This is a genomic window from Dactylosporangium sp. NPDC051087 (assembly GCF_055586325.1).
On sequence record NZ_JBVJIJ010000032.1, the window covers coordinates 34195 to 58258 of the forward strand.

The following is a 24064-nucleotide window of genomic DNA, read 5'->3' on the forward strand; positions in this document are numbered from 1 at the left end:
TGTACGGCGGCCGCCGCACCTCCACCGCACACCGACCCAGTAGCGACGGGTCAGTAGTCCGGCGGGCGGATCAGCTGGGCGTTGACCACCACTGAGGGTTCGCCGCCGAGGTTGGCCTGGGGTTGGGTGTCTTCCTGGTGGCGGCGGGCCAGGATGGCGGCGCCCGGGCCGTCGCCCTGTTCGATGGCCTGGATCAGCTCGGCGTGGCTGTTGAGGCTGCGGCGGGTGGCGGCGTCGCCGGGGATGCCGCCCTCGATGACCGTGCGGGCGGCCCATTCCTCCTCGTGGGCATACCAGAGTCCTTCCAGCATGCCGGCCAGCAGCTCGAAGGTCTGGTTGCCGCAGTTGCGCACCAGGGCCTCGTGGAACTCCTTCATGCAGGCCACGAACTTGGCGAAGTCGCCGATGCTCTCCTCGGTGCGGTGCTGGATCTCGCGCAGGGCGGGCACGACCGTCTCCATGCGGTCCGGTCTGGTCGCGCACATCTCGGCGCAGACCGGGTCGAGGCGGCGCACGGCCAGGCCGAGGTCCTGCACGCTGACGGCGCGGGACTGCAGGACCAGGCCGAAGACGTAGCCGGCGCGTTCGAGCTGGGGCGGGTGGACCTCGGCGCCGCCGCGGTTGCCGCGGCGGATGGTGATGAGGCCTTCGGTCTCCAGGGTGCGCATGGCCTCACGGACCGAGGGCATGCTGACCCGATACTCCTCGAACAGCTCGTCCTGCTTCAGCAGCCCGTTGTCCGTGGTGAGCTCGCCGCGGAGGATACGGTCGCGCAGCTCGTCGGCGAGGCGTTCGCCGACCCGGCGCCGCGAGAGCAGCGGGGCCTTCGCGCCGCCGTCACGCTGGTGCACGGCCCGGCCGGGGGCGGGGTCCGCCATGATCTTCGCCTCTTTCATCCGTCCACCTGGGAGGGTCGCGCCAGAACCGCCCGGAACCGGGTCACATTGGCGAGTTTGATGGTCTCATATCCGCGGACGAGATCCGGTGCCCGCGCCACCGTCAGGCAGCGGTCGAGGTCGTCGGTGTCGAGCGCGGTGAGCACCGCGGTGGTGTACTCGTCCGGCAGGGCGCGCTCCACCCGGCGGACCCCTGCCAGGCCGAACGGGTCGAAGGCGGTGCCGCGTACCGACCGCATCGCCCGCAGCACCGCGAACGCCGGCCGGATCCAGCTGCCTAGCGCGAGCTTGTGCCGCAGGCCGAGCGCCCGCAGGAACGGCGGGTGGATGTGGTAGCGCACCTGGGTCTGCGGGCCGAGGTCGACCTTGAGGTGCAGCCGGGCGACCTCGTACTCGTCCTTGTAGGCCAGCAGTTTGTACAGGTACCGGGCGAATTCCACGGACACCGTGTCCGTGCCGGTCCGGCCGGCCTCGGCGGCCACCACCCGGCGGACCGCGTCGATGTAGCGACTGGCGAGGCGGGCGTTCTGGTAGTCGACCAGTTCGGCGGCCCGCGGTTCGGCGACCTCGCGCACTGCGGCCGGGAGCGCGGCCGCGTCGAGCAGCGGCCGGGCGACCGACAGCGCGCCGGCGCTCGGGTCGAGACCTGCCGAGCCCAGCCGGGCGGCCGCGGCGGGTTCGTCGAGCGTGACCGGGGCGACGACGTGCCGGCGGCCGGCCCGGAACGCCTCGATGTTCTGCTCGACGGCGACGCCGTTGAGCCGGATCGCCTCCTCGATCGACGCGGCCGCGAGGGGCACCGCGCCGGTCTGGTACGCCACGCCGAGCAGCAGGATGTTGGCGGTGGTCTCGTCGCCGAACAGGCTGCGGCTGAGCCGGGCCGCGTCGACGGCGGTGGTGCGGCCGGCCGCGCCGCGGATGCGGTCCAACAGTTCGCCGGCGGGCGGCAGGGTGGTGGCGATGTTGGTGACGACGGCCGCGGTCGGGGTGATCGAGGACGCGACGACCGACACCGTGCGCTGCGGGTCGGTGCGCGCCAGGTGCTGCGGCGCCGCGCCGCTGAGCAGGTCGAACACCAGGTACAGGTCGGCCTGTCCGGCGCTGACCGCGGCGGTGCGGTCGTCCACCGCGGTGGCGCTGATCTGCAGGTGCGACACCACCGCCCCGGCCTTCTGGCTCATCCCGGTCTGGTCGAGGCCGGCGGTGTACCGCCCGTCGAGCAGCGCCGCGGTGGCCAGGATCTGGTTCACGGTGACGACGCCGGTGCCGCCGATGCCGACGAGGTAGACGCCGTAGGCGCGGTCGCCGAGCGCCGCCTTGCCCGCTGGTTCGGCCGGCACCTCCCCCGTCGCGAAGGACCGCGGGCGGGCGGCCGGGGCGGTGCGGATCGTGACGAACGACGGGCAGTCGCCGTCCAGGCAGCTGAAGTCGGAGTTGCACGACGTCTGGTGGATCTGTGTCTTGCGGCCGAGTTCGGTGTCGACCGGTTGGACGGACAGGCAGTTGCTCTTCACCCCGCAGTCGCCGCAGCCCTCGCAGACCAGCTCGTTGATGACGACCCGCCGGTCGGGGGTGGGCAGTTTCCCGGAGCGGCGCAGCCGGCGGGCCTCGGCCGCGCAGACCTGGTCGTAGATGAGGACGGTGACGCCTTCGATCGCGCTGAGGCGTTCCTGCGCGGCGAGGATCTCCTCGCGCGGCAGCACGGTGACGCCGTCGGCGAGGTCGCGCACGCCGCGGTACCGGCCGGTGTCCTCGGCGCACACGATGATCCTGCTGACCCCTTCGGCGGCCAGTTCGCGGGTCAGCGCGGGCACCGACATGCCGCCGGCGATCTGCTGGCCGCCGGTCATCGCGACGTACCCGTTGAACAGGATCTTGAAGGTGATGTTGACCCCGGCGGCGACGCAGGCGCGGACGGCGAGCAGGCCGGAGTGCGAGTAGGTGCCGTCGCCGAGGTTCTGGAAGATGTGCCCGGTCTGCGAGAACGGGGCCATGCCGATCCACGGCACCCCTTCGGAGCCCATCGGGACCACCGGCAGCTTCTCGTTGGTGGCGATGCGGGGGTCGAAGTAGGACATGCCGTGGCAGCCGACCCCGCCGCCGACGACGGCGCCGTCGGGCAGGACGGTGGACCGGTTGTGCGGGCAGCCGCTGCAGTACGCCGGGGCGCGGCCCAGCAGCGGCAGCAGGACCGGTCCCTTGGCAGCGGCGCCGGCGGGGCGGGCCGGCGCGGGCGAGGGCAGGCCGAGCTCGCTGCGCAGGATCGGCTTGAGCTGGTCGGGGCCGACCTCGCCGTGGGCCGGCACGAGCAGCCGGCCGGCGCGGTCGCGTTTGCCCACCACGGTCGGCCGGTGCGGGGTGGGGTACAGCGCGTCGCGGATGGCGGACTCGATGAAGTCGCGTTTCTCCTCCACCACGACGATGTGCTCCAGGCCGTCGGCGAAGCGTTCCACGATGGCCTTGTCCAGCGGGTAGATCATGCCGAGCTTCAGCAGCCGTACCCCCCGCTCGCGCAGGCCGTCGTCGTCCAGGCCGAGGTCGGTGAGGGCCTGCCGGACGTCGTAGTAGGTCTTGCCGGCCGCGACGATGCCGACCCGGGCGCCGTCCTGCGCGCCGTCGATGACGTTGAGGCCGTTGGCGGCGGCGAACGCGACGGCCGCGACGTGCCGGCGTTCCAGCAGGTCCCGCTCGCGGTCGACGAGGATGGTGGGGACGAGCTGGATCCGTTGCCGGTGCTGCCAGGGCTCGCCGTCGATCTCCAGCTCCGGGTGCCGCAGCGACAGCCGGCCGGGGTCCAGGCGCACCGAGCCGACCGAGTCGGCGACGCTGGTGACCACCTTCAGCCCGACCCAGCAGCCGCAGTACCGCGACAGCTCCAGGCCGGTCACGCCGAAGTCGAGCAGTTCCTGGACGGAGCCGGGCGCCAGCACCGGCATCAGGGCGTCGTAGAAGGCGGTCTCGCTCTGGTTGGGCAGCGACGACGACTTGGCCGCCGGGTCGTCGCCGGCCACCGCGAGGACCCCGCCGAGCGGGTTCACGCCGAACTGGTTGGCGTGCTTGAAGGCGTCGCCGCACCGGTCCACGCCCGGGGCTTTGCCGTACCAGAGACCGAACACTCCCTGCAGCCCGTCGCGGAACCCGCCCGGCGACGGCTGCTGGGTGCCGAACACGACGGCGGCGGCGAGTTCCTCGTTGACGCCGGGCACGTGCCGGACGTCCTCGGCGGCCAGGGTCGCGGCGGCCCGGTGCAGCGTGAGGTCCAGCCCGCCGAGGGGCGATCCGGGATATCCGGAGGCGAGCCCGCCGGTGCGCAGCCCGGCGGCCCGGTCCAGGCGGTGCCGGTCCAGCAGGATCCGGGTGATCGCCTGGGTACCGGTGAGCACGACGGTGCCCTCGTCGGCGTCGTAGCGGTCGGTCAGTCGGTACCCGGTCGGCGCCGTTGTCACCACGTCGGTCATGGAGTTCCTGGGCCCTTCGTTGCGGGGATGGCGGCCGTGGGCAGCAGGGTCGCGGCGGACGGGTCGCGTGGATCCTTGTAGAGCAGGATCGTGCAGGTGCCGGGGTCGAGCCCGGCGGGACAGAGGTTCACCGGCCACGGCGCGCCGAGGCGCTCGCGGGCCATCTCGACGTGCCAGATCGGCACGTGGGTGCGGTAGACGGTGGTCGGCCGGCCGCCCCAGGTGACCGGGTGCGGGTCGGTGACGACGGCGAGCCCGAGCCCGGCGGCGAACCGGCCGTCGGTGACCTGCCGGGCGCAGGTGCCGCAGGGTTCCTGCACGATCGTGAACTTCTCGTCGTCCTCGGTGACCGTGAGGTCGGTGAAGTGTCCCTGCAGCAGGTGTACGAGGTTCGCCAGGCGCTCGGCAGCGGGCCGGTCGATGTCGCGCATGAGGCCGCGCAGGGCGTCCTCGCCTCGGCGGCGGTGGAACGCCTCCAGCTCGTCCGGCCCGTAGGCGGCGTGCACCTGCGACAGCAGCGCGGAGAGCCAGTCGCGCAGCACGTCGATGACCGAGCGCCAGGCGGCCTCCCGGTCGTCGAAGAGCGCGACCGCGCCGCTGGTGTCGCCGCGGGCGACGGCGGCGGCGACCTCGCCGGCCATCGGTGCCGGCACGTCGTCGCGGACCGGGTCGACGCCCGGGTAGGCGGCGAAGAAGGCGAGGGTGCGGCCGGTCAGCAGGCGCAGGCCGGCCCGGCCGTGCCGTTCGGCGGCGGTGTCGAGGATGGTGGCGACCCAGTCGAGGTAGCGCTCGCGCTGGCCGCGGTGCTCCCGTTCGAGGGTCGCGAGGTGGTCCCGGAGCTCGTCCACAGTGGACCGGGTGGCGGCGAGCACGCGGTCCCGGGGTGACGTGGACAGCTCCCGGAGCTCCTCGTCGGTGCACACCCGACTCTGCCGACCTTCGGTCACGTCGCCCTCCCCGGCCACCCTTGACGCTAAGGATGTAACCTTATAACCTTCGGGCTGTGATGCACAACACACACTTGCTGACCAGCGAAGATGCGGAACCCACGACAGTGCGGGTCGCCATCGACGCCGGCGTCGCGTGGGTCGAGCTCAACCGCCCCGAGGTGTTGAACTCGTTCGACGAGACGATGCTGCGCGAGCTGGCCGCCCTGTGGGCACGGCTGCGCCTCGACGACGAGGTGCGGGCCGTGGTCGTCACCGGGGCCGGCGACAAGGCGTTCTGCACCGGCTACGACCGCTCCGGCCTCGACCCCGCCGACCCCGCCGACGACGCCGACGACGCCGCCGCCGGGGACGACGGCGACGGGTCGGCCCAGCTGCTGAAGGCGAGCAGCCCGTTCCTGCGCGCCGACGTCGGCGACTTCCTCGGCCCCAAGTCGTGCGGCCTGTGGAAGCCGGTGATCGCCGCCGTCAACGGCATCGCCTGCGGCGGCGCGTTCTACCTGCTCGGCGAGGCCGACATCATCATCGCCTCGGACACCGCCACGTTCTTCGACCCGCACACCACGTTCGGCATGCCCGCCGTGTTCGAGCCGCTGCACCTGCTGCGCCGCATGCCGCTGGGCGAGGTGCTGCGGCTGACCCTGCTCGGCTCGGCCGAGCGGATGTCCGCCCGGCGCGCCCTGGAGATCGGCCTGGTGTCCGAGGTGGTGCCCGCCGACCAGCTGCGCGCCGCGGCGACGGCGATCGCCGGCACCATCGCGGCCCTGCCACCGCTCGCGGTCCAGGCCACCCTGCGGGCCATCTGGATCGGCTCCGAGATGGCGCCCGGCCAGGCGCTCGGCGTCGCGCACGCGCTCGTCGCCGCCGGCACCGACCCGGCCGCCCTGGCCGCCGGTCAGGAAGCGTTCCGCACCGGCGGCCGGCCGAAGTGGCGGCTGCGATGATGGACTTCGCCCTCTCCAGCGAGCAGCTCGACCTCCGCGCGGGCCTGACCGCCGTGTTCGCCGACCACTCGACGCCGGCCCGGGTCCGGGCGGCCGAGCCGCTGGGCTTCGACCCGGCGCTGTGGGCGGTGCTCGGCGAGTTCGGCTTCCCGCACCTGGCCGGCTCCCGCGACGGCACCCCGGCCCGGCTTGCCGAGCTCGCCGTCGCCGCCCAGGACGCCGGCGCCTGCCTCGCCTCCGCGCCGCTGGTCGAGACCCTCGTCGCGACCCGGCTGCTGGACCGCCTCGGCGTCACCGCCGACGACCTGGTCACCTTCTCCCCCAGACCGGCCGTGGCCGGCGTCGCCCGGACCGTCCCCTGGGCCGCAGTCGCCGACCGCGTCATCGCCTGGGACGGGAGGATTCTCATCGCCGGGCCGGACCACGACGTCGAACGGCCGAAGCAGACCCTCGCCGGGCTGGCGATCGGGCACGCCGACCTCACCGGCGCGACCGTCCTCGCCGAAGGACCGGCGGCGGCGACGGCGTTCGCCGAGGCCCGCGCCGACTGGCAGATCCTCACCGCGGCCACCCTCGCCGGCATCGCCGCCGCCGGGCTGCACCTCGGCGTGCAGTACGCGAAGACCCGCCACCAGTTCGGCCAGCCGATCGGCGCGTTCCAGGCCCTCGCCCACCAGCTCGCCGACGCCGCCGCCCTCGTTGACGGCGCGCAGCTGCTGGTCCAGGAGGCGGCCTGGGCCGGCGACACCGGCAGCCCCCGCCGGCACGGCCTGGCCGCGATGGCCGCCGCGTTCGCCGGCCGGGCCGCCCTGCAGGCCACCGACCGCAGCCTGCACGCGCACGGCGGCTACGGCTACACCCTCGAATACGACATCCAGCTGTACTTCCGCCGGGCCAAGGCACTGAGCCTGCTCACCGGCGGCGAACCCGCGGCGGTCGACGCCGTCGTCGCGCTCGCGCTCGCCGACACCGACACAGGGGGCCATTAGATGGACTTCGAGCTCTCCGCGGCGCAGCTGCGCTTCCGCGACGAGGTCCGGCAGTTCCTGGCCGGCCTGCCGCCGTCGACATCGGCGGCCGTGCACGACACCGGCACCCTGCACAGCTGGGACGTGCACCGGGCGATGGCCGAACGCGGCTGGCTGAAGGCGGCCTGGCCGGTCGAGCAGGGCGGGCAGGGCCGCGACCCGTTCGAGATGGCCACCCTCAACGAGGAGTTCGCCCGGGCCGGCATCCCGATCGAAGGCTGGCTCATCGCCGAGCTGGTGGCCAAGACGCTGCAGATCGTCGGCACGCAGCAGCAGCGGCACGAGGTCATCCCGGCCATCCTCGGCGGGGAGATCCTGCTGTGCCTCGGCTACTCGGAGCCGGACTCGGGCTCCGACGTGGCCGCGGCCCGCACCCGGGCCACCCGCGACGGCGACGGCTGGGTCATCGACGGCCAGAAGATGTTCACCACGATGGCGCACGAGGCGAGCTACGTCTTCCTGCTCGCCCGTACCAATCCCGACGTCCCCAAACACCGGGGGCTGACGATGTTCCTGGTGCCACTGTCCGCCGACGGGGTCCAGGTCCGCCCGGTGCACACCCTCGGCGGGGAACGCACCAACGCCACGTTCTACGACCGGGTCCGGGTCCCGGACAGCGCCCGGGTCGGCGAGGTCGACGGCGGCTGGGACGTCATGATGGTGGCGCTCGCCTTCGAGCGGCAGCCGGCCGCGGCCGGGCACCTGCTGCACCTGCTCGGCCGCGCACTGCACTGGGCCCGCACGCCCGGGCTGGACGGGTCGCCGCCGATCGAACGGCCCGAGGTGCGCGCCTGCCTGGCCCGGGCCTACACCGACCTCGAGGTGAGCCGCCTCATGGGGTACCGGATGACCTGGCTCACCTCACGCGACGTCCTGCCGCACACCGAGGGGTCCCTCGCGAAGCTGTTCAGCTCCGAGGCGCTCATGCGGGCCGCCGCGTCCCTGGTGGACGTCGTCGGCGCCGACGGGCTGCTCGCCGGGCACGGCACCGGGGCACCGGCCGACGGCTGGATCGAGCACGAGTACCGGCACTCGGTCGTGACCACCATTTACGCCGGTACCAGCGAGATCCAGCGCGGCATCATCGCCGAACGGCACCTCGGCCTGCCCCGCGCCACAGGAAGGCGGACCGCGTCGTGACCGCCGAGCAGGACGTAGAGCAGCAGGTACGCTGCACCGTCGAGGGCGGCGTGGCCCGGATCGTGTTCGACCGCCCCGAGCGGCGCAACGCGCTCGGCCCGCCGCAGCGCGAACGGCTCATCTCGCTGCTGGCCGAGGCCGGCGCGGCGGTCGAGGTGCGGGCGGTCGTGCTCTCCGCGGTCGGCCGGGCCTTCTGCGCCGGCGGCGACCTCGGCCTGCCGAAGCCCACCCCGCCGGACGACGGCCGGCCGGACCGGGTGGTGGGCGCCACCGGACCCGCGGTCCGCAGCGCGCAGGCCCTCATCGCCGCGGTCCTCGACTGCCCCAAGCCGGTCATCGCCGCGGTCAACGGGGTCGCCGCCGGCATGGGCGCCCAGCTCGCCCTCGCCGCCGACGTCGTCGTCGCCTCGACCAACGCCCGGTTCGCGGAGCTGTTCATCACCCGCGGGATCGTGCCGGACGCCGCGGCGGCGTACCTGCTGCCCCGCATCCTCGGGCTGCACCTGGCGAAGCGGCTGCTGCTGCTCGGCGGCGACCTGAGCGTCACGGACGCCGAACGTCTCGGCATCGTGCACCAGGTGGTCGAGCCCGACGACCTGCCGGCCGCCGCCGACGCGCTCGCGACCCGGTTCGCGGCCGGGCCGACCGTCGCGATCGGCCTGGCCAAGCGCCTGCTGAACCAGTCGCTGGACTCGGACCGGGTCTCGGCGTTCCACCAGGAGGAGATGGCGGTGGCGATGAACGTGTGGACCGAGGACAGCGCCGAAGGGCTGCGCAGCTTCGCGGAGAAGCGCGACCCGGTCTTCCGGGGGTGGTGACGCGATGCCCAGGCCCACCGACATCGGCGTGATCGACCTGATGATGGGGATCCCGAAGGGACCCGGCGACGACAGCTGGCGCCGGTTCCTCGGCACCCAGCTGCGCGACCAGGAGAGCCGCGAGACCTACCGGTTCCCCGCCGAGTACATGTACAAGAGCCTGCCGGACCAGCGGTTCAGCGCCGACGGCGCGGCGGCCGTGCTGGGCGAGATGGACCGTTTCGGCGTCGAGCGCGGCATGATCACCGTCAGCTTCGACGACGAGCTCGCCGTCGCCGCGCTCAAGGACCACCCGGAGCGGTTCCTCGGGGCGTTCCCCGTCGACCCCAACGCCGGGATGGAGGGCGTGCGGGCGCTGCGCCGGGCGGTCGAGGAGCTCGGCGTGGTCGCGGCGAGCGCGATGCCCAGCGGGCTCAACCCGCCGGCGCCGATCAACGACAAGCGGTTCTATCCGCTGTACGCCGCCTGCGTCGACCTGGACATCCCGATCTTCGTCTGCGCCGGCGTGCCCGGGCCCCGGATCCCGTTCGCGGCCCAGGAGGTCGCCCTCATCGACGAGGTCTGCTGGTACTTCCCCGAGCTGCGTTTCGTCACCCGGCACGGCTGCGAGCCGTGGGTCGACCTGGCCGTGAAGCTGCTGCTGAAGTGGCCCAACCTGTACTACTCGACCAGCGCGTTCGCGCCGAAGTACTACCCGCGGCAGATCCTGGACTTCGCCAACACCCGCGGCGCGGACAAGGTGCTCTACGCCGGCTACTTCCCGATGGGCCTGTCCCTGGAGCGCATCTTCACCGAGCTGGACGACCTGCCGCTGCACGACGACGTGTGGGAGAAGTTCCTGCGCACCAACGCACTCCGAGTGCTGGGTCTGGACCGCCGGGGTGCGGCATGACCGGCCAGCGAAGCGTCTCGGGCCGGTCATCATGTGGCAGCTTCAGGTCAGGCCGACGCCGGAGCGCAGCGGAGGTGGCGGCATGACGCATAGGGCGATCGTCGTGGGGACCGGGTTCGGGCTTCGGGTGCACGTACCGGCGCTGCGGGCGGCCGGGTTCGAGGTGGCCGCGCTCGTCGGCCAGGACGCCGAGCGGACCACCCGGCGGGCCGCGCGGGTCGGCGTGCCGGCCGGGTTCGACTCCCTGCAGGCCGCGCTGCGGGCCACCGACGCCGACGTCGTCACCATCGCCACGCCCCCGGACACGCACGCCGAGCTCGCCGGGCTGGCCGTCGCGGCCGGGCGGCACGTCATCTGCGAGAAGCCCCTTGCCCTGTCCGTCGAGCAGGCCGAGACGATGACGAAGGCCGCCGACGCGGCCGGTGTCGTCGCGCTCGTCGGCACCGAGTTCCGGTGGGACCCAGCGGTCGAGGCGGTCCGCGCCGCGATCGCCGGCGGCCGCATCGGCCGGCCGCACACGGTCACGGTCGTGCGGTCCTACCCGATCCTCGCCGACGCCGGCGCGGGCGCGCCCGGCTGGTGGTTCGACCCGGCCCGCGGCGGCGGGTGGCTGCGCGCGAACGGCACCCACCTGCTGGACCAGCTCCACCTGTGGCTCGGCCCGATCGCCGAGGTGTCGGCCACGCTGGGCCAGGCGGTGCCCCGCCCCGGCGGCGGCGCCGACGACGGCTACAGCGTGCTGCTGCGCACCGCGTCCGGCGCGGTCGGGATCATCCAGGAGTGCGCGGCGGTCTGGGGCGCGCCGGTCGAGGTGACCCGGGTGGCCGGCACAGCAGGCACGGTGTCCATCGTGGACGGCCGGGCCCGCCTCGAGACCGCCGACGGGGCCGGCGACCTGAGCGCCGCACCGACGCAACCGGACGCGGCCGACAGCAGCCGCCCGTGGACCGCGGCCGAGATCGCCGCCTACACCGGTCTCGCCGGTTGGCTGTACCGCCACCTCGAAGACGGCAGCACCGGCGGCCAACGCCCGGCCACCTTCGCCGACGGCCTGGCCGTGCTGCGGGTCGTCGAGGCGATCCAGGCCTCAGCCGAGCAGGGTCACGCCATCACCGTCCAGCCCGGAGGTGCCTCATGAGCCGGCCACTCGACCCCACTGTCGTCCGCCCCGCCGGCACCGCGGTCGTGACGATGGAACTGCAGCGCGGCATCGTCGGCCCCGAGAGCCTGGTGCCGGAGCTGGGCGAGCAGCTGCGGGCCGGGGGTGGCGTCGACAACGTGCGCCGCCTCCTCGCGGCGGCCCGCCCCGCCGGGGTCGCGGTCGTGCACGCCACCGTCGCCCGCCGGACCGGCGGACGGCCGGGCCTGACGAACGCGCCGATCCTGGAGCGCGCCGCGGCCATGCCCGAGCACCTGCGCACCGGGTCGGTGTCCGCGCAGGTGCTGGCGGAGCTCGGGCCGGAGGACGGCGATGTCACCGTCGAGCGGCTGCACGGCGTGACCCCGTTCACCGGCACCGAGCTCGACGCGACCCTGCGCGGCCTCGACGTGCGCACGATCGTCCTGGTCGGCGTGTCGGTGAACATGGGCATCCTCGGCGCCTCGATGGAGGCGGTGGGGCTCGGGTACCGCGTGGTGGTGCCGGTCGACGCGGTCGCCGGCGTCCCGGCCGACTACGCCGCCCAGGTCATCCGGTACAGCCTGCGCCACCTGGCCACGCTGTCCACAGTGGACGAGGTGGTGGCGGCATGGACCTGACCGGACGCACCGTCGCCGTCGCGGGCGTGGGCCCCGGATTGGGCCGCGAGCTCGCGCTGACCTTCGCCGCGGCCGGCGCGGACCTGGCGCTGCTGGCCCGCAGCGCCGGCTACCTGGACGAGGTCGCCGGTGAGGTCGAGGCGGCCGGCCGGTCCGCGCTGCGCCTGCCCACCGACCTCACGGACCGGGCCCGCTGCGCAGAGGCCGCCGAGCGCATCGGCGAACGGTTCGGCGCCGTCGACGTCCTGGTCCACAACGCGTTCTCCCGGCCGCCGCTGGGCTCGCTCGGCGACCGTTCCGCCGCCGACTGGCACGCGGCGGTCGACGGCAACATCGTGTCGGCCACCAACCTGCTGTACGAGCTGCTGCCGCTGATGCGCGGACGCCCGGCGGCGGTCGTGCTGGTCAGCTCCATCTCCGCGCGCCGGCCGCACCCCGGCTCCGGCATCTACGCCGCGGTGAAGTCGGCGATGCTCACCCTGGTCCAGGTCCTGGCCCGGGAGCTCGGCCCGCACGCCGTCCGGGTCAACGCCGTGGTGCCCGGCTACATCGAGTCGGACAACCTCGAGGCGTTCTTCGCCGACCCCGCCGCCCGGCAGACCGCCCTGGACGGGACCTGCCTGGGCCGGTTCGTGACCGCCCGGGAGGTGGCCGACGTGGCCGCCTTCCTCGGCTCGCCCGCCGCCGCCGGCGTGACCGGGCAGACGCTCGACGTCAACGCAGGCCAATGGTTCGGCTGACCCGTCGGACGACCCGCCCCTGAGGACACCCCGCCCCTGAGGACACCTGGAGCACAGTGGACACACAGACACGGCAAGCGACGCCGGCCCCGCCGACGGCACCCGCGGGCGCCAAGCTGCTCGCGTCCGGCGTGGAGCGGCAGTTCATCACCGGCAAGAGCCGCGTGCACGCCCTCGGCCCGTTCGACCTGCGGGTGGCCGACGGCGAGTTCGTCTGCCTGGTCGGCCCGTCCGGATGCGGCAAGTCGACGTTCCTGCGCATCGTCAACGGCCTGCTGCCACCGACCGCGGGCACCCTGGACCTCTGGCTCGACGAGGGCCGGGCGGACACGTCCATGGTCTTCCAGGACTACGGGGTGCTGCCCTGGAAGACCGTTCTCGCGAACGTGCGGTTCGGCCTGGAGATGGCGAAGGTACCCCGGCGCGAGGCCAACGAGCGGGCGATGGAATGGATCCGCCGGATCGGGCTGAGCGGCTTCGAGAAGGCCTACCCGGCCACGCTCTCCGGCGGCATGCGGCAGCGGGTCTCGATCGCCCGGGCCCTCGCCGTACAGCCGCAGATCCTGCTCATGGACGAGCCGTTCGCGGCCGTGGACGCGCAGATGCGGGTGGTGCTGCAGGAGGTGCTCCTCAAGGTCTGGGAAGAGGACCGGCGCACCGTCATCTTCGTCACCCACAGCCTCGAGGAGGCGCTCGTCCTCGGCGACCGCGTGGTCGTCGTGTCGGCCCGGCCCGGCCGGGTGGTCAGTGACATCACCGTGCCGTTCGGCCGGCCCCGCGCCAGCGACGTGCGCCGCACGCCGGAGTTCGCGGAGCTGCACCAGAACGTGTGGGACGTGCTGCGCGACGAGGTCCAGGCCTCGCTCGCGGCGGGAGAGGAGTAGCAGTGGCCCAGACTCTGGAGAAGGCACCGGCGAACGGCCGGCTCGTGCGCCGCGAGGCGTCGGCGACCCCGGAACGGGCCGCGGTCCGCCGCCGCCGGCGCCGGATCGTCGAGATCGTGCTGGGCTTCGGCGCGCCGGTCGTGCTGTTCGTGGTGTGGCAGGTCGCCGCGACCAGCGGCGCGGTCAACCCGCTGTTCTTCCCGCCGCCCACCGAGGTCTGGAAGGCGGCCCTGGAGCTCGTCGAGAGCGGCGAGCTGTTCGAGCACCTCTGGGCCAGCCTGACCCGGGTGCTCATCGGCTGCGCCATGGGCGTGGTGACCGGGGTCGCCGCCGGCATCGCCCTCGGCGCCTCCCGCTGGGTCCGCGCCACCCTCGAGCCGTTGCTGTCGGCGCTGTACACGGTGCCGAAGCTGGCCATCTTCCCGCTGCTGCTGCTCATCTTCGGCCTCACCGACACGGCCCTGAACGTGGCCATCGGCATGACCGTCTTCTTCTTCATGTGGGTCAGCACCATGGCCGCGTTCCTGGCGGTGAGCCCGGGTCACCGCGAGGTGGCGCAGAGCTTCCAGGCCGGCCCGTGGCTGACCTTCCGTCACGTCCTGTTCCCGGCCGCGCTGCCGCAGATGTTCATCGGTCTGCGGATGTCGGTCAGCGTCGCCGTGCTGATGATGGTCGGCGTCGAGTTCACCCAGGCGAACAAGGGCATCGGCTATCTCATCTGGTACTCGTGGACGCTGTTCCAGGCGCCCCGGATGTACGTCGGCATCGTGGCGGTCGCCCTCATGGGTCTGCTGCTGAGCAATGCCGTCAAGTGGGTGTCGCTGCTCGTGCTGCCGTGGGCTCGCGTCGAGATCGAAGGCGGCGACCGGAACCTCCTGTAAGTCGGTTTCCCCTCCCCCAGTAAGGAAGTCGCAAATGCGCCGATCAGCCGCCCTGTTCGTCGTCGCCGTGCTTGCCGCCCCGCTGCTGTCCGCCTGCGGCGACGGCGGCTCGACCCCGACCTCCACTCCCACCGGGACCCGGGCCACCAGCGCCCCGGCGCCCGGCCCGACCGGGCCGAACACCCCCGCGCCCAAGCCGCTGCCGAGCGAGGTCACGGTCAACGCCTCGCTGCCCTTCCGCAACATCGAGGCGTATGCGCCGTTACTGCTCGCCGAGCACTTCGGCGAGTTCAAGAAGGAAAACATCAAAATCAACATCCAGCTGGTGCAGACGAACAACCTCGTCGTGCTGATGCAGAAGGGCGACATCGACGTGGCACCCGCCGCGCCGTCCGCCGGGCTGTTCAACGCGATCGCCGGTGGCGCCGACATCAAGGGCATCGGCGGCGGCGTCGGCTGGAGCCCCGCCAACCACCAGGGCTACTACGTGCGCAAGAGCCTGCTCAAGCCGGACGGCACGTTCAGCTGCGCCGACCTGAAGGGCAAGAAGGTCTCCACCGGCTCCGCCACCGGCCTCGGCTCCCCCGCCGTGGTCGAGCTGGCCGCCTACCTGAAGACCTGCGACCTCACCGTCAAGGACGTCACGATCGTGCCGCTCGGCGGCGCCGACCTGCTGGCCGGGCTCGACTCGGGCTCGGTGGACGCCGGCAACCTCAGCGACCCCGTCTGGACCACCGCCGAGAAGACCGGGCACAAGCTCATCATCCCGTTCACCGCGTCCATCACCAGCTACTGGATGGGCAAGATCCGCACCGAGAAGCCGGAGGTGGCCGCGGCCATCGTACGGGCGCTGGTCCGCACCAGCCGCACCTACCTGCAGGGCGACTACCGCAGCAACCCGCAGGTGAAGGAGGGGCTGATCAAGGCGATGGGCGCCACCGAGGCGCAGCTGACCGGACCGTCGAGCCTGATGTTCGACCCGGACTTCAAGTTCCCCATCGGCAACATCGCACCGATCGAAGCCGCCTGGGCCGAGATCGGCGGTATCGTCAACTTCACCAAACCCCTGGCCGACGACAAGCTGTTCGACGACATGCCACGCCAGACGGCGCTGGCCGCGTAGCCGATGCGGAAGTTCCTCGCCGTCGGCCACCACGGCCCGGTCGACCCGGAGCTGGGACTGCGGATCGCCGACGTGGCCGTGGACTGGATCTCCGCCAGGCTGGCCGACGGCACCTTCGACTGCCTCTACTCGATGGCCGGCGGGGGCCGGCTGATCATCGCCAACGTCGCCGACGAGGAGACCCTCCTGGAGATGCTGCGGGCGGCACCGGACGCACCACGCGAGTGGACGCTCACCGAACTGTTCGACGGCATCGAGGTCATCCGTAACTACGTCGCATCCATGCGGCCGTAACGCACGCTGCCGGGCGGTCCCCCAGGGCCGCCCGGCCTCTTTCTCGAGGGAGCCAGCATTGAGTGACATGTGGGCGGCCCAGCTCGTCGCCCCGTCGACGTTCGCCGACGTCCGCGTCCCGGCACCGTCCCCGGCGGCGCTCGCCCCCGGCGAGGTGCTGCTGCGGGTCCGGGCCGGCGCGATCTGCGGCAGCGACATGCCCCTGTTCAAGGGCGCCGTCCAGCTGCAGGGCGGGCTGGGCAACCACCCGGACGGCGCGCCACCCGGGCCGGGCTGCCCGATGCACGAGGTGGTGGGCGACGTGGTCGCCTCCCGCCACCCCGGCATCGAACCCGGCACCACCGCGGTCGGCTGGGCCCTCGGCCAGGACGCGCTCGCCGACCTCGTCGTCACCGAAGGCGATTCGCTGGTACCCGACGACGGCACGCTCCCACCGGCGCACTCGGTCGTAGCGCAGCCCCTGGCATGCGTCATCTACGCCGTCGAGCGGATGGGTGACGTCACCGGGCAGCGGGTCGCCGTCCTCGGCCAGGGACCGATCGGCATGCTGTTCAGCCACGTGCTGAAGACAGCGGGCGCGGCCCACGTGATCGGCGTCGACCGGATCGACCGCTCGGCACAGGCACGGACCTTCGGGGTGGACGAGCCGGTGCGGGCCTCGTGCGACCGGTGGGTCGCCTCGCTCGCCCCCGCCGACCGGCCGCGGGTGGTGGTCGAGTCGATCGGGCACCAGGTCGGCACCCTCGGCTGTGCCGTCGACGCGGCCGCCGACGGCGGCCTGGTCTACTACTTCGGGGTGCCCGACGACCTGGTCTACCCGGTGCCGATGCACACGTTCTTCCGCAAGGACCTGACGCTGCGGGCCGGCACCACCAAGGACCGCGGACGGGTGCTGCGGCTGGCTCAGCGGTACCTGCGCGAGCACCCGTCGATCCTGGACGCCTACGTCACCGACCGGCTGCCGATGACCCGCGTCCAGGAGGCCTACGACCGGGCCGCCGCGCCCCGGGCCGGTCAGCTCAAGGTGGTCGTCGAGGCGTGACCCGCGACCGCGTCCCGGGCGTCGAGCAGGGGCTGCAGGAACGCCGGCAGCTCCTGCGGTGCCCGCACGAACGCCAGGGGGTGCACGATGACGCAGTCGGCACCGGCCTCCCACAGCGCCCGCGCCTCCTGCAGCACCGGCGCGGCGCCGGCCTCCTCGGCCGTCCTGCCGTGCGCGACCAGCGTGGTGGCCGCGGTGACCGGGATCGTCGCCGGGTCCCGGCCGACCCGCACGCACTCGGCGCGGATGGCGGCGACCGCGGCCCGCACCTCCTCGACCGGCATCGGCGCCGCCCACCACCCCACGCCGTGGCGCACCACCCGCTCGATCGCCCGCGGGGTGGGGTGGAAGCCGAACGACAGCCGCAGATCCGCGCCCTGCACGGGCACCGGCATGCTGTGCAGGTCGGTGAAGTCCACCCGTTGCCCCGCGTGGGCGGCCGGCCCGCCGGCCCACAGCGCCCGGCAGACGGCGACCTGCTCCTCCAGGTAGCCGAAGCGGCGCTCGAACGGCCGCTCGGTGGTCCGGTACTCCTCCTCCTGCCAGCCCGCCCCGAGACCCACGTCGAGCCGCCCGCCGCAGATGACGTCGAGCGTGGCGAGCTGCTTGGCCAGCAGCACGGCCGGGCGGATCGGTGCGATGAGGACGTTGGTGCCGAGCCGGGCCCGGCCGGTGACCCCGGCGACCGCGGCGAGGGCGGTCAGCGGCTCGAACCAGTTGGTCTCGATGGGGTACGGGAAGCCGACGGCAACCCGGTCCCGGTGGGCCTGCTCGCTGATCGTCACGTGGTCGGGCAGCACCAGCAGGTCCACGCCCATCCGGTCGGCCAGTCCGGCCGCTTCCAGGATGCCGGTGAAGCGGCCGCCGTACAGCTCGTCCACGCCCATCAGGTTGAAGCCCAGCCGAGCCATCGCATCCCCACTTCCACCCACGGAAAACCGTTGGCAGCCAACGGGTTCCTTAACCAAGCAAGTGCTTGGTAGCTTACCTGTGCGGCTCGGGAAAACACCAGGCCGTGCAGGTCCGAGCGGGTCCACACCAGACAGTTTGCGGGAGGTTCTGATGACGAACGAGGACGCCGACCGGGCCGCCATCCGGGAACTGGTCTGCCGGTACTGCCGGGGCGTCGACCGCCTCGACATGGACCTGGTCCGATCGTGCTACCACCCCGGCGGGATCGACCACCACACCGGCTTCGACGGCCCCGTCGAGGAGTACGTCGCCTGGGTCGAGCCGAAGCTGCGCGGCTTCGACGGCACGATGCACCTGGTCGCCAACCACCTGGTCGAGTTCGCCGGAACCCGGGCCCTGTCGGAGACCTACGGCACCGCCGTGCACTGGGGCACCCCGTCGGACTCCGCGCGGCTGAACTTCACCAGCGGCTTCCGCTACGTCGACCTGCTCGAGCAGCGCGACGGCGAGTGGCGCATCCTGGAGCGCTACGCGTCGCGGGAATGGACCCGCTCGGAGGCCAACATGTTCGTCCCGCGCGAGGGCCCCGGCCCGGCCGGCCGCCGCGACCGGGACGACTACGTGTACCGGCTCCGCACCGACCTGCTCGCCCGGTGAGCACGGCGGCGTACTACCGTCGACAGGTGTGGGAGCACTTGGACTGACCGGCCGCGACTACCAGGCGGGACCGATGTTGTCGCTGCTCGACGGACGGCTGGGTGTCGCTCCGCCGGACGGGGCCAGGGCCGAGGCGCGGCCGCAGTCGCTGATGGGGGTGGCGACGACCGGACGGACGGAGACCCGGGTCGTGTACGACCTGGACGGGGAGCGTCTGGTGCTGCTGGCGACCGAGCTGTTCCAGTTCGTGTCCGGTGACCTCGGGGCGGCCGTCGGCGCGGTCGCCACCTCCTGGCCGCTGCCGGCCGATCAGCGGCTCGTGCCCGTCCCGCTCCCCGGTGACACGGTGGCCTACGGCTACCGGCCCTTGGACGTGACCCGCCGGGCCGTGCCCATCGCGGACGCGTTCGTCCGGACCCGCGACACGAGCGTCGTGCGGGTGCAGCTGTTCGTGTCGCCGAACGCCGTCGACGACCCGGACGGCCTGGCCGAGTTCGCCGCGCGGACCCTGGCCACCGTCACCCTGGGCGACCGCGACGCCGGCGCGGCGGCCGGGACGAGGACCTTGGCCGGGCTGGACGGCGAGCCGGTCCTGACCGTGGACGCACCGGCCGGCTGGGTGGCGTACCAGGAGGCCGGCCTGTCATTCGTCGTGCTGCGCCTGCGGCGGCTGACACCGCTCGGCGGGCCGTACGTGTCGGCGAGCGTGTACCGGGGCAGCGCACCGTCGCTCGTGCACACCGACTTCCCCGCGGACGCGGTGACCCGGACCGGCGGGCGGCTGCTCGGCCTGCCGACCGACTGGGTGCACGTGTTCCCGAAGGACGCCGGCGCCCCGCCGAGGCACCTGCGGGAGGCACTCGTCGAAGACGGCCACGGGCAGTTCGTCCACGCCCTGGCCGAGACCGAGGACGCCGCCTACGACCGGGAGATCGACGCCCTCCTGGGATCCGCCACGCGCCGCTGACCGCCGGCCGGGCAGCCCGCCTGAGCGGGCTGCGGGCCGACGTCGCCGACCGCACGATCCTGCTCCGGCCGGCGGGCGGCAGCGTCCTGTCCGGAAGATGTACGGCATCGACACCGGCAATGCACCTCGGGCTGATCACGGACGACGCGCTGATGAACCGCGGCCCACACCGAGCAGGTCGACGTGGCGCTCCGGCGATGTCAGGCGCGGGTGACGCCGGCGGGCCAGATGACGTGCACCGGCCGGCCAAGAGAGTGTGCGTGGGCGACGACGTCGGCGGTGCCGCCGTAGCCGACGGCCGGCCGACCGTCCCACACCGCGAGCAGCGCCGAGCTTCGCTCGACAACGCGGATGCCGGCCGCCATGAACGCCTCCTCGGACGGCACCGCGAACGGCAGCCGCTCCACTGAGTCCGCCGTGGACAGCAGGAGCCGATACCGCTCCGCATCAGCCGGCGCATCGAAGGCGGAGTCATAGTCATCACAGGGCACCACGACGTCGAGCCGACCGCCAAGCTCCGCCAGAATCGTCGCGAAGAGCTGATCCGCACCTGCCGCGAGACAGCCGACACCGGTCACCGGCTGGTCAAGTCGACCGAGCCGATCCCGGATGCCAGTTGCGATGTAGTCGAGCGCCTGGACGGGGATGTTCTGGTGTCCCGTGACCCCGATAGTGCTCAAAGCCGTCCTTGCGGTTGTGAGCGACACACCGCCGCCGACGGCGACGGCCGGCGCGGCCCACGGGCCGCGCCTTGGGTACGACTATAGGGGCCGCCTGGGTGGCGCGCCGCTGTCGCGCTACGACTTCCGGCCCTTCCTGCCCTTGCCCTTCTTGCCGTCGTCGTCCTCGTCGTCCTCGTCGTCTTCAGATTCCTCCAGCCAGACGTCCTCGTACGGAGGGTCTGCCTGATCGTCGTCGAACGTCATGCCGTGGTCCTCGCGGTAGCCGTGAGCAATCACGCCGACGGTAGAGGCCGACGGGGTCGCGCATCCATGACCGGATCCGCCTGCCTCTGCCCGGCCCGCGCGTCGTCCGCGTTGGCGTACCCCTGCCGTTCGATGTCTGTTAAGCAGATACCCGGACTGTGGAGGGCGGTGGCGCTTGGGCCGGGTTGCGGTGGTCGATCCGCTGCCGCTGTTCCGTGCCGGGGTAGCCGCCGCCCTGGCCCTGGACGATCACGTCGTTGACATGCCGCACGACCTGCCGACCTGGCTGCGGTCGGCAGGGCCGGCCGTGGCGCTGTTGACGGTGCGGTCGGCGCAGGACTGGACGATGCTGGCCGAGGCCGCCGAATCGCCGGCCGCCGGCGTGGTCGTGCTGCTCGACGACATCGACCTCGACGCCGTGGTCAGGGCCGTCCATGCCGGTGCGCTGTCGGTGGTGGACCGAGCAACCGGCACCGACGGTGTGCGGCGGGTCTGCCAGGCTGCGTTCGACGGGGAGTCGGTGCTGCCGAGCACCGTGCTGCGGGCCCTCGCCGCGCTGGCCACGCCGGCCGGTGAACCCGCCGGCCGACGGCCGTCCGCCGAGCAGCTGGCGTGGCTGCGACGGTTGTCCGCCGGGTCGACGGTGAGCCGGCTCGCCCTGGAGGTCGGCTACTCGGAGCGGGCCATGTTCCGGCTGCTCAAGGATCTGTACCGCGCAATCGGTGTCCGGACCCGGACCGAGGCGTTGATACGCGCCAACGAGCGTGGCTGGCTGCGATGAGTGTCAGCCGGACCGGACCGCCGCGACAAGGCGCCTGAGCTCGTCCGGCTCGGATGCCGCGGCCACGAGCATTTCCAGCAGGCCGTGCAGCCGCGCGAGGACGCCGGGTGCGCCGGACGTCAGCTCGCGCGCTCGTCCGAAGGCGGCCTCCGCGGTCTCGAGCGACGATCCCGTGCACGCGTGCAGGCCACAGATGGCCAGGCCTTGCATGTTCCAGGCGCCGAAGTCGTCCCGGTCGATCCGCTGCCGCTCGGCCGCCTCGGACCGCAGCCGCCGGAAGTACGTCACGCCGCCGAGCCGCGGGGTGACGCGCATGTCGATCAGGCCGCCGTACACCAGCGTGACCAGCGACCGACGAGGCAACCGGTAGTTTTCCGCAAGTCTGATCTCCTGGCGTGCGGCCCTCACTCCGCTGCCGACGGCCGTCCCTCCACCGGCCAGATGCGCGGCGGCCAGAGTGGTGCGGGCCTGTTGCAGGACGGCGGAGTTGCCGAGGTCCAGCGCGAGTTCGACGGCGTCGGCGGCGTGGGTGATCGCGATGCCGGGCTGGCCGGCGCCCAGCCACATGTCCGCAATAGCGTCCAGGTGCTGGCACCTCAGCAACCTGCGGTGGGACGCCCGGCCGATGTACTCGGCCGCGGCGGCGAAGCACTCCTCGGCCCGGGTTCTGTCGCCCAGGTCGAGCCGGATCCTGCCGACGCTGAGCAGCAGCTCCGCCAGCCGGTCCGGCTCCGCTTCGGCGCGGGCGATGTCGATCGCCTCGTCCAGGTCGCGAAGGCTGTCCTGGAAGCGCCCATGCCGCCTGGCGCAGGCAGCAAGCCCTTGCAGCGGCGGAACAGTCTCCGAACGTGCCGCCAGCCGTCGTGCCAAGGTCAACGCCTCATCATACTGCCGGCTGGCCTCCACGGTGTTGCCGGATTCGAAGTGTGCGCTGGCGAGGTTGACCGTGAGCCGCTTCGTCCGTTGACGATTCTTACGACGTCTTGACAGCTCCAACGCGGCGCGGAAACTGTCAACCGCCTCACGGTACCGATGCCGCGCAGCATAGGAACGGCCGAGCGCGTTGAGGTTGACGAGCTGATGCAACGGTCTGATCAAGTTGTCCCGCAGCACCTCGCGCTGACTGGCGAGCAGCGAGAAGAACCCCCAGGGGTACAGGAACCGCCGGTCGAGGTCGTTGACGAGATGAAACGCCTGTACGTGCTGCCCGGCCTGCAGCAACAGCTCGATCTGCTGCCGCCGGAGATCAAGATCATGGATGCCGGTCACCGGCTCAGGGCTCTGCCTGCCGACGTGCTCGGCGGCGCGCGACAGCAGGTCCCACCGATCCGGCTCCTGCCCGTCAACGAGCTGGTCCAGGATCCGTTCGCTGTCCGGCGGTTGCACGAGGTACAACTCGTCGTCGGACACCTGCGAGATCACCTTCAGCGCCACGAGTTGCCGCAGTGTGGCCGTCACGCTGTTCGATCTCGCCGGGTCCAGGTCGAGCAACGCCAGGACGTCGGCCACGGAGGCGGGGCGGCCGTATGCGGCGACCGCCGCCGCCACCTTGACCCGATCGGGGCCGAGCCGGCCAACCAGCTCGCCCAGCAGCAGCGGCGGCATCTCCGTGGCCGATCGGCCGTCGATGACCTCCAGCACCTCGTCGACCGAGGTATAGATCTCGGTGTCGTGCTGCAGCAGCCCGTACGCCAGTTCGGCCACCCGTGGCAGGCCGCGTGCGCCGTGGTGCAGGGCGGCGACCCGGTCCCCGCGGAACCACACACCGTCGGCGTCGAGCCGGCGCAGGAATGTTGTGAAGTCGCCGATGGCCAGTCCGCCGCGGACCGGAACCACGGTGAGGTTCGACGGCCAGCTCTTTCCCGGAGAGGCCGGCAGCATCCTGGTGACGAGCACGACGGTGACCCGGTGCGCCGCGGCGTCCTGGCCGTAGAGCAGCTCAAGCGCGTTGTCGAGGTCGCCGTCCAGGAGCTGCTGGTTTCCGCCGTCCAGCAGCTGCTCGGCGGAGTCGAGGACGATCAGGGCCGGCCGGGTGCCCGGAAGTTCCAGCAGCGCCTTGAGTTTGACGACGACGGGGTCCTTGGGACGGTAGTCCGGGGCCTCGCCACCGGCGCCGGCGAGCAGGTCGTTCAGCGCCGCCACCAGGTCACCGGCGACGAACGCGTGCCTGGACCCGACCTGCTGCAACCAGGGGCGCAGATCTGGGGTGCCACGCTCCAGTTCACGCAGCACGTCGTTCACCATGCGGGTCTTGCCGAGACCCTGCGCCCCGCAGACCACCACCAGCTCGCCGGCGGGACGTCGCAACGACGCCAGCAGGTCGCGCCGCTCGTCATTGCGGTTGAGGAACGGCCGCTCGCCGTGCAAGGCGGGCGGCACCGTTCGCTGAGGCGCCGATCCGGTGCCGGGCCGACCGGCGCGCCCCTGCACCTCGCGCAGCTCACCCTCCACTTCGGCCAGCCTGTCGTGCTCGGTGAACCCGGGTCGGCTGGCGCGGACCCGCAGCGCGTCCAGCACCTTGCCGAGATGCAGCACGCGGTTGACCGGGTCGCCCGTCGGCACCACCTTCCGGAACAGCTCCTGTGCCGCCCCTTCCCGGTCCTTGGCGAAGTGGACCGGGGTGTACCTGCTGAGCCGCGGATGGTGCGGCACCGGCTCGGTGAACATCACCGGCACGATGGTCATCGGCTCGGTGTTCTCCGCCTGGTGGAACTCGTTCTGGCACTCCGACCGGGCGTCCCATTCGGGTGTCCAGACCACGAGCATGACCTCGCACATCGGGATGAGCCGGTCGATCTGACGACGCCAGTCACCGAGGATCATGTCCTGCTGGTCGCGCAGTGGCCGTAGCGGCGAGTCAGGTTGTCTGAGCCGTTCATAGAGCCACGTGACGAATTCCGCCGCGGGCGTGCCCTCCGCGGCGTGCGCGTACGAGATGAACGTCCTCATCGAACTGCCTGCCCCTGACGTGGATAT

General features: G+C 72.6%; 23 protein-coding genes. 16 read left to right on the forward strand and 7 right to left on the reverse strand.

Annotated features, from left to right (window positions below):
- Positions 1–50: 50 nt before the first annotated feature.
- Genes ACZ6TV_RS44235 through ACZ6TV_RS44245 form a run of 3 tightly spaced genes read right to left on the reverse strand, consistent with a single transcriptional unit; the run spans position 51 to position 5301 of the window.
- Positions 51–896: a FadR/GntR family transcriptional regulator gene (locus ACZ6TV_RS44235; RefSeq protein WP_465305610.1), complete on the reverse strand. Its 846-nt coding sequence runs from the start codon at positions 894–896 to the stop codon at positions 51–53.
- Positions 893–4354, reverse strand: a complete 3462-nt coding sequence (locus ACZ6TV_RS44240) for an indolepyruvate ferredoxin oxidoreductase family protein (protein WP_465305612.1) — start codon at positions 4352–4354, stop codon at positions 893–895. Before ACZ6TV_RS44240 ends, ACZ6TV_RS44235 begins: the two co-directional genes overlap by 4 nt.
- On the reverse strand, positions 4351–5301 hold the full coding sequence (locus ACZ6TV_RS44245) for a hypothetical protein (RefSeq protein WP_465305614.1): 951 nt from the start codon (positions 5299–5301) through the stop codon (positions 4351–4353). The genes ACZ6TV_RS44240 and ACZ6TV_RS44245 overlap by 4 nt, the downstream gene beginning before the upstream one ends.
- A 59-nt stretch (positions 5302–5360) precedes the next feature.
- Here ACZ6TV_RS44245 and ACZ6TV_RS44250 point away from each other — a divergent pair, with 59 nt between their 5' ends.
- From ACZ6TV_RS44250 to ACZ6TV_RS44310, 13 genes are all read left to right on the forward strand, one after another.
- Positions 5361–6245, forward strand: coding sequence for an enoyl-CoA hydratase/isomerase family protein (locus ACZ6TV_RS44250; RefSeq protein WP_465305616.1), 885 nt, complete (start codon positions 5361–5363; stop codon positions 6243–6245).
- Positions 6242–7234 carry an acyl-CoA dehydrogenase family protein gene (locus tag ACZ6TV_RS44255; protein ID WP_465305618.1) on the forward strand — a complete coding sequence of 331 codons (993 nt, stop codon included), beginning with the start codon at positions 6242–6244 and terminating at the stop codon, positions 7232–7234. The genes ACZ6TV_RS44250 and ACZ6TV_RS44255 overlap by 4 nt, the downstream gene beginning before the upstream one ends.
- Positions 7235–8413: an acyl-CoA dehydrogenase family protein gene (locus ACZ6TV_RS44260; protein WP_465305620.1), complete on the forward strand. Its 1179-nt coding sequence runs from the start codon at positions 7235–7237 to the stop codon at positions 8411–8413.
- Positions 8410–9231: an enoyl-CoA hydratase/isomerase family protein gene (locus tag ACZ6TV_RS44265; RefSeq protein ID WP_465305622.1), complete on the forward strand. Its 822-nt coding sequence runs from the start codon at positions 8410–8412 to the stop codon at positions 9229–9231. The genes ACZ6TV_RS44260 and ACZ6TV_RS44265 overlap by 4 nt, the downstream gene beginning before the upstream one ends.
- Positions 9232–9235: 4 nt before the next feature.
- Positions 9236–10123, forward strand: a complete 888-nt coding sequence (locus ACZ6TV_RS44270; RefSeq protein WP_465305624.1) for an amidohydrolase family protein — start codon at positions 9236–9238, stop codon at positions 10121–10123.
- A gap of 82 nt (positions 10124–10205) precedes the next feature.
- Positions 10206–11261: a Gfo/Idh/MocA family protein gene (locus ACZ6TV_RS44275; RefSeq protein ID WP_465305626.1), complete on the forward strand. Its 1056-nt coding sequence runs from the start codon at positions 10206–10208 to the stop codon at positions 11259–11261.
- Positions 11258–11881, forward strand: coding sequence for a cysteine hydrolase family protein (locus ACZ6TV_RS44280; protein ID WP_465305628.1), 624 nt, complete (start codon positions 11258–11260; stop codon positions 11879–11881). The genes ACZ6TV_RS44275 and ACZ6TV_RS44280 overlap by 4 nt, the downstream gene beginning before the upstream one ends.
- Positions 11872–12621, forward strand: coding sequence for an SDR family oxidoreductase (locus ACZ6TV_RS44285; RefSeq protein ID WP_465305630.1), 750 nt, complete (start codon positions 11872–11874; stop codon positions 12619–12621). Before ACZ6TV_RS44280 ends, ACZ6TV_RS44285 begins: the two co-directional genes overlap by 10 nt.
- 56 nt (positions 12622–12677) lie before the next feature.
- Positions 12678–13505: an ABC transporter ATP-binding protein gene (locus ACZ6TV_RS44290; protein WP_465305632.1), complete on the forward strand. Its 828-nt coding sequence runs from the start codon at positions 12678–12680 to the stop codon at positions 13503–13505.
- Between the two features lie 2 nt (positions 13506–13507).
- A complete protein-coding gene (locus tag ACZ6TV_RS44295) occupies positions 13508–14386 on the forward strand; it encodes an ABC transporter permease (RefSeq protein ID WP_465305634.1) in 879 nt (292 codons plus the stop codon).
- A gap of 34 nt (positions 14387–14420) precedes the next feature.
- Positions 14421–15509 (forward strand): ABC transporter substrate-binding protein, encoded by a 1089-nt coding sequence (locus tag ACZ6TV_RS44300; protein WP_465305636.1) that lies wholly within the window; start codon positions 14421–14423, stop codon positions 15507–15509.
- Positions 15510–15512: 3 nt separating this feature from the next.
- Positions 15513–15803: a hypothetical protein gene (locus ACZ6TV_RS44305; RefSeq protein WP_465305638.1), complete on the forward strand. Its 291-nt coding sequence runs from the start codon at positions 15513–15515 to the stop codon at positions 15801–15803.
- A 67-nt stretch (positions 15804–15870) separates the two neighbouring features.
- Positions 15871–16845: a zinc-binding dehydrogenase gene (locus tag ACZ6TV_RS44310; RefSeq protein WP_465305764.1), complete on the forward strand. Its 975-nt coding sequence runs from the start codon at positions 15871–15873 to the stop codon at positions 16843–16845.
- Here ACZ6TV_RS44310 and ACZ6TV_RS44315 read toward each other — a convergent pair.
- Positions 16818–17756: a TIGR03619 family F420-dependent LLM class oxidoreductase gene (locus ACZ6TV_RS44315; RefSeq protein WP_465305640.1), complete on the reverse strand. Its 939-nt coding sequence runs from the start codon at positions 17754–17756 to the stop codon at positions 16818–16820. The two genes, ACZ6TV_RS44310 and ACZ6TV_RS44315, sit on opposite strands and share 28 nt — an antisense overlap.
- A 151-nt stretch (positions 17757–17907) precedes the next feature.
- Here ACZ6TV_RS44315 and ACZ6TV_RS44320 point away from each other — a divergent pair, with 151 nt between their 5' ends.
- Both ACZ6TV_RS44320 and ACZ6TV_RS44325 read left to right on the forward strand, forming a co-directional pair.
- Positions 17908–18414 (forward strand): nuclear transport factor 2 family protein, encoded by a 507-nt coding sequence (locus tag ACZ6TV_RS44320; RefSeq protein WP_465305642.1) that lies wholly within the window; start codon positions 17908–17910, stop codon positions 18412–18414.
- A 28-nt stretch (positions 18415–18442) separates the two neighbouring features.
- Positions 18443–19381, forward strand: coding sequence for a hypothetical protein (locus ACZ6TV_RS44325; RefSeq protein WP_465305644.1), 939 nt, complete (start codon positions 18443–18445; stop codon positions 19379–19381).
- A gap of 200 nt (positions 19382–19581) precedes the next feature.
- Here the strand turns inward: ACZ6TV_RS44325 and ACZ6TV_RS44330 are convergent, their stop codons facing one another.
- Positions 19582–20061, reverse strand: coding sequence for a hypothetical protein (locus tag ACZ6TV_RS44330; protein ID WP_465305646.1), 480 nt, complete (start codon positions 20059–20061; stop codon positions 19582–19584).
- A gap of 117 nt (positions 20062–20178) precedes the next feature.
- Complete coding sequence (locus ACZ6TV_RS44335) at positions 20179–20340, reverse strand: hypothetical protein (RefSeq protein WP_465305648.1); 162 nt, start codon at positions 20338–20340, stop codon at positions 20179–20181.
- 142 nt (positions 20341–20482) lie between these two features.
- Here ACZ6TV_RS44335 and ACZ6TV_RS44340 point away from each other — a divergent pair, with 142 nt between their 5' ends.
- On the forward strand, positions 20483–21088 hold the full coding sequence (locus ACZ6TV_RS44340) for a helix-turn-helix domain-containing protein (protein ID WP_465305650.1): 606 nt from the start codon (positions 20483–20485) through the stop codon (positions 21086–21088).
- A gap of 3 nt (positions 21089–21091) precedes the next feature.
- Here ACZ6TV_RS44340 and ACZ6TV_RS44345 read toward each other — a convergent pair whose 3' ends face one another.
- Complete coding sequence (locus ACZ6TV_RS44345; protein WP_465305652.1) at positions 21092–24037, reverse strand: TIR domain-containing protein; 2946 nt, start codon at positions 24035–24037, stop codon at positions 21092–21094.
- Positions 24038–24064 lie beyond the last annotated feature (27 nt).

Excerpts from the sequence above, each read along its gene's own strand:
- ACZ6TV_RS44235 (WP_465305610.1), bottom strand. The coding sequence starts at position 896 with ATGAAAGAGGCGAAGATCATGGCGGACCCCGCCCCCGGCCGGGCCGTG.
- ACZ6TV_RS44240 (WP_465305612.1), bottom strand. The coding sequence starts at position 4,354 with ATGACCGACGTGGTGACAACGGCGCCGACCGGGTACCGACTGACCGAC.
- ACZ6TV_RS44250 (WP_465305616.1), top strand. The coding sequence starts at position 5,361 with ATGCACAACACACACTTGCTGACCAGCGAAGATGCGGAACCCACGACA.
- ACZ6TV_RS44255 (WP_465305618.1), top strand. The coding sequence starts at position 6,242 with ATGATGGACTTCGCCCTCTCCAGCGAGCAGCTCGACCTCCGCGCGGGC.
- ACZ6TV_RS44260 (WP_465305620.1), top strand. The coding sequence starts at position 7,235 with ATGGACTTCGAGCTCTCCGCGGCGCAGCTGCGCTTCCGCGACGAGGTC.
- ACZ6TV_RS44270 (WP_465305624.1), top strand. The coding sequence starts at position 9,236 with ATGCCCAGGCCCACCGACATCGGCGTGATCGACCTGATGATGGGGATC.
- ACZ6TV_RS44275 (WP_465305626.1), top strand. The coding sequence starts at position 10,206 with ATGACGCATAGGGCGATCGTCGTGGGGACCGGGTTCGGGCTTCGGGTG.
- ACZ6TV_RS44280 (WP_465305628.1), top strand. The coding sequence starts at position 11,258 with ATGAGCCGGCCACTCGACCCCACTGTCGTCCGCCCCGCCGGCACCGCG.
- ACZ6TV_RS44285 (WP_465305630.1), top strand. The coding sequence starts at position 11,872 with ATGGACCTGACCGGACGCACCGTCGCCGTCGCGGGCGTGGGCCCCGGA.
- ACZ6TV_RS44300 (WP_465305636.1), top strand. The coding sequence starts at position 14,421 with ATGCGCCGATCAGCCGCCCTGTTCGTCGTCGCCGTGCTTGCCGCCCCG.
- ACZ6TV_RS44305 (WP_465305638.1), top strand. The coding sequence starts at position 15,513 with ATGCGGAAGTTCCTCGCCGTCGGCCACCACGGCCCGGTCGACCCGGAG.
- ACZ6TV_RS44310 (WP_465305764.1), top strand. The coding sequence starts at position 15,871 with ATGTGGGCGGCCCAGCTCGTCGCCCCGTCGACGTTCGCCGACGTCCGC.
- ACZ6TV_RS44315 (WP_465305640.1), bottom strand. The coding sequence starts at position 17,756 with ATGGCTCGGCTGGGCTTCAACCTGATGGGCGTGGACGAGCTGTACGGC.
- ACZ6TV_RS44320 (WP_465305642.1), top strand. The coding sequence starts at position 17,908 with ATGACGAACGAGGACGCCGACCGGGCCGCCATCCGGGAACTGGTCTGC.
- ACZ6TV_RS44345 (WP_465305652.1), bottom strand. The coding sequence starts at position 24,037 with ATGAGGACGTTCATCTCGTACGCGCACGCCGCGGAGGGCACGCCCGCG.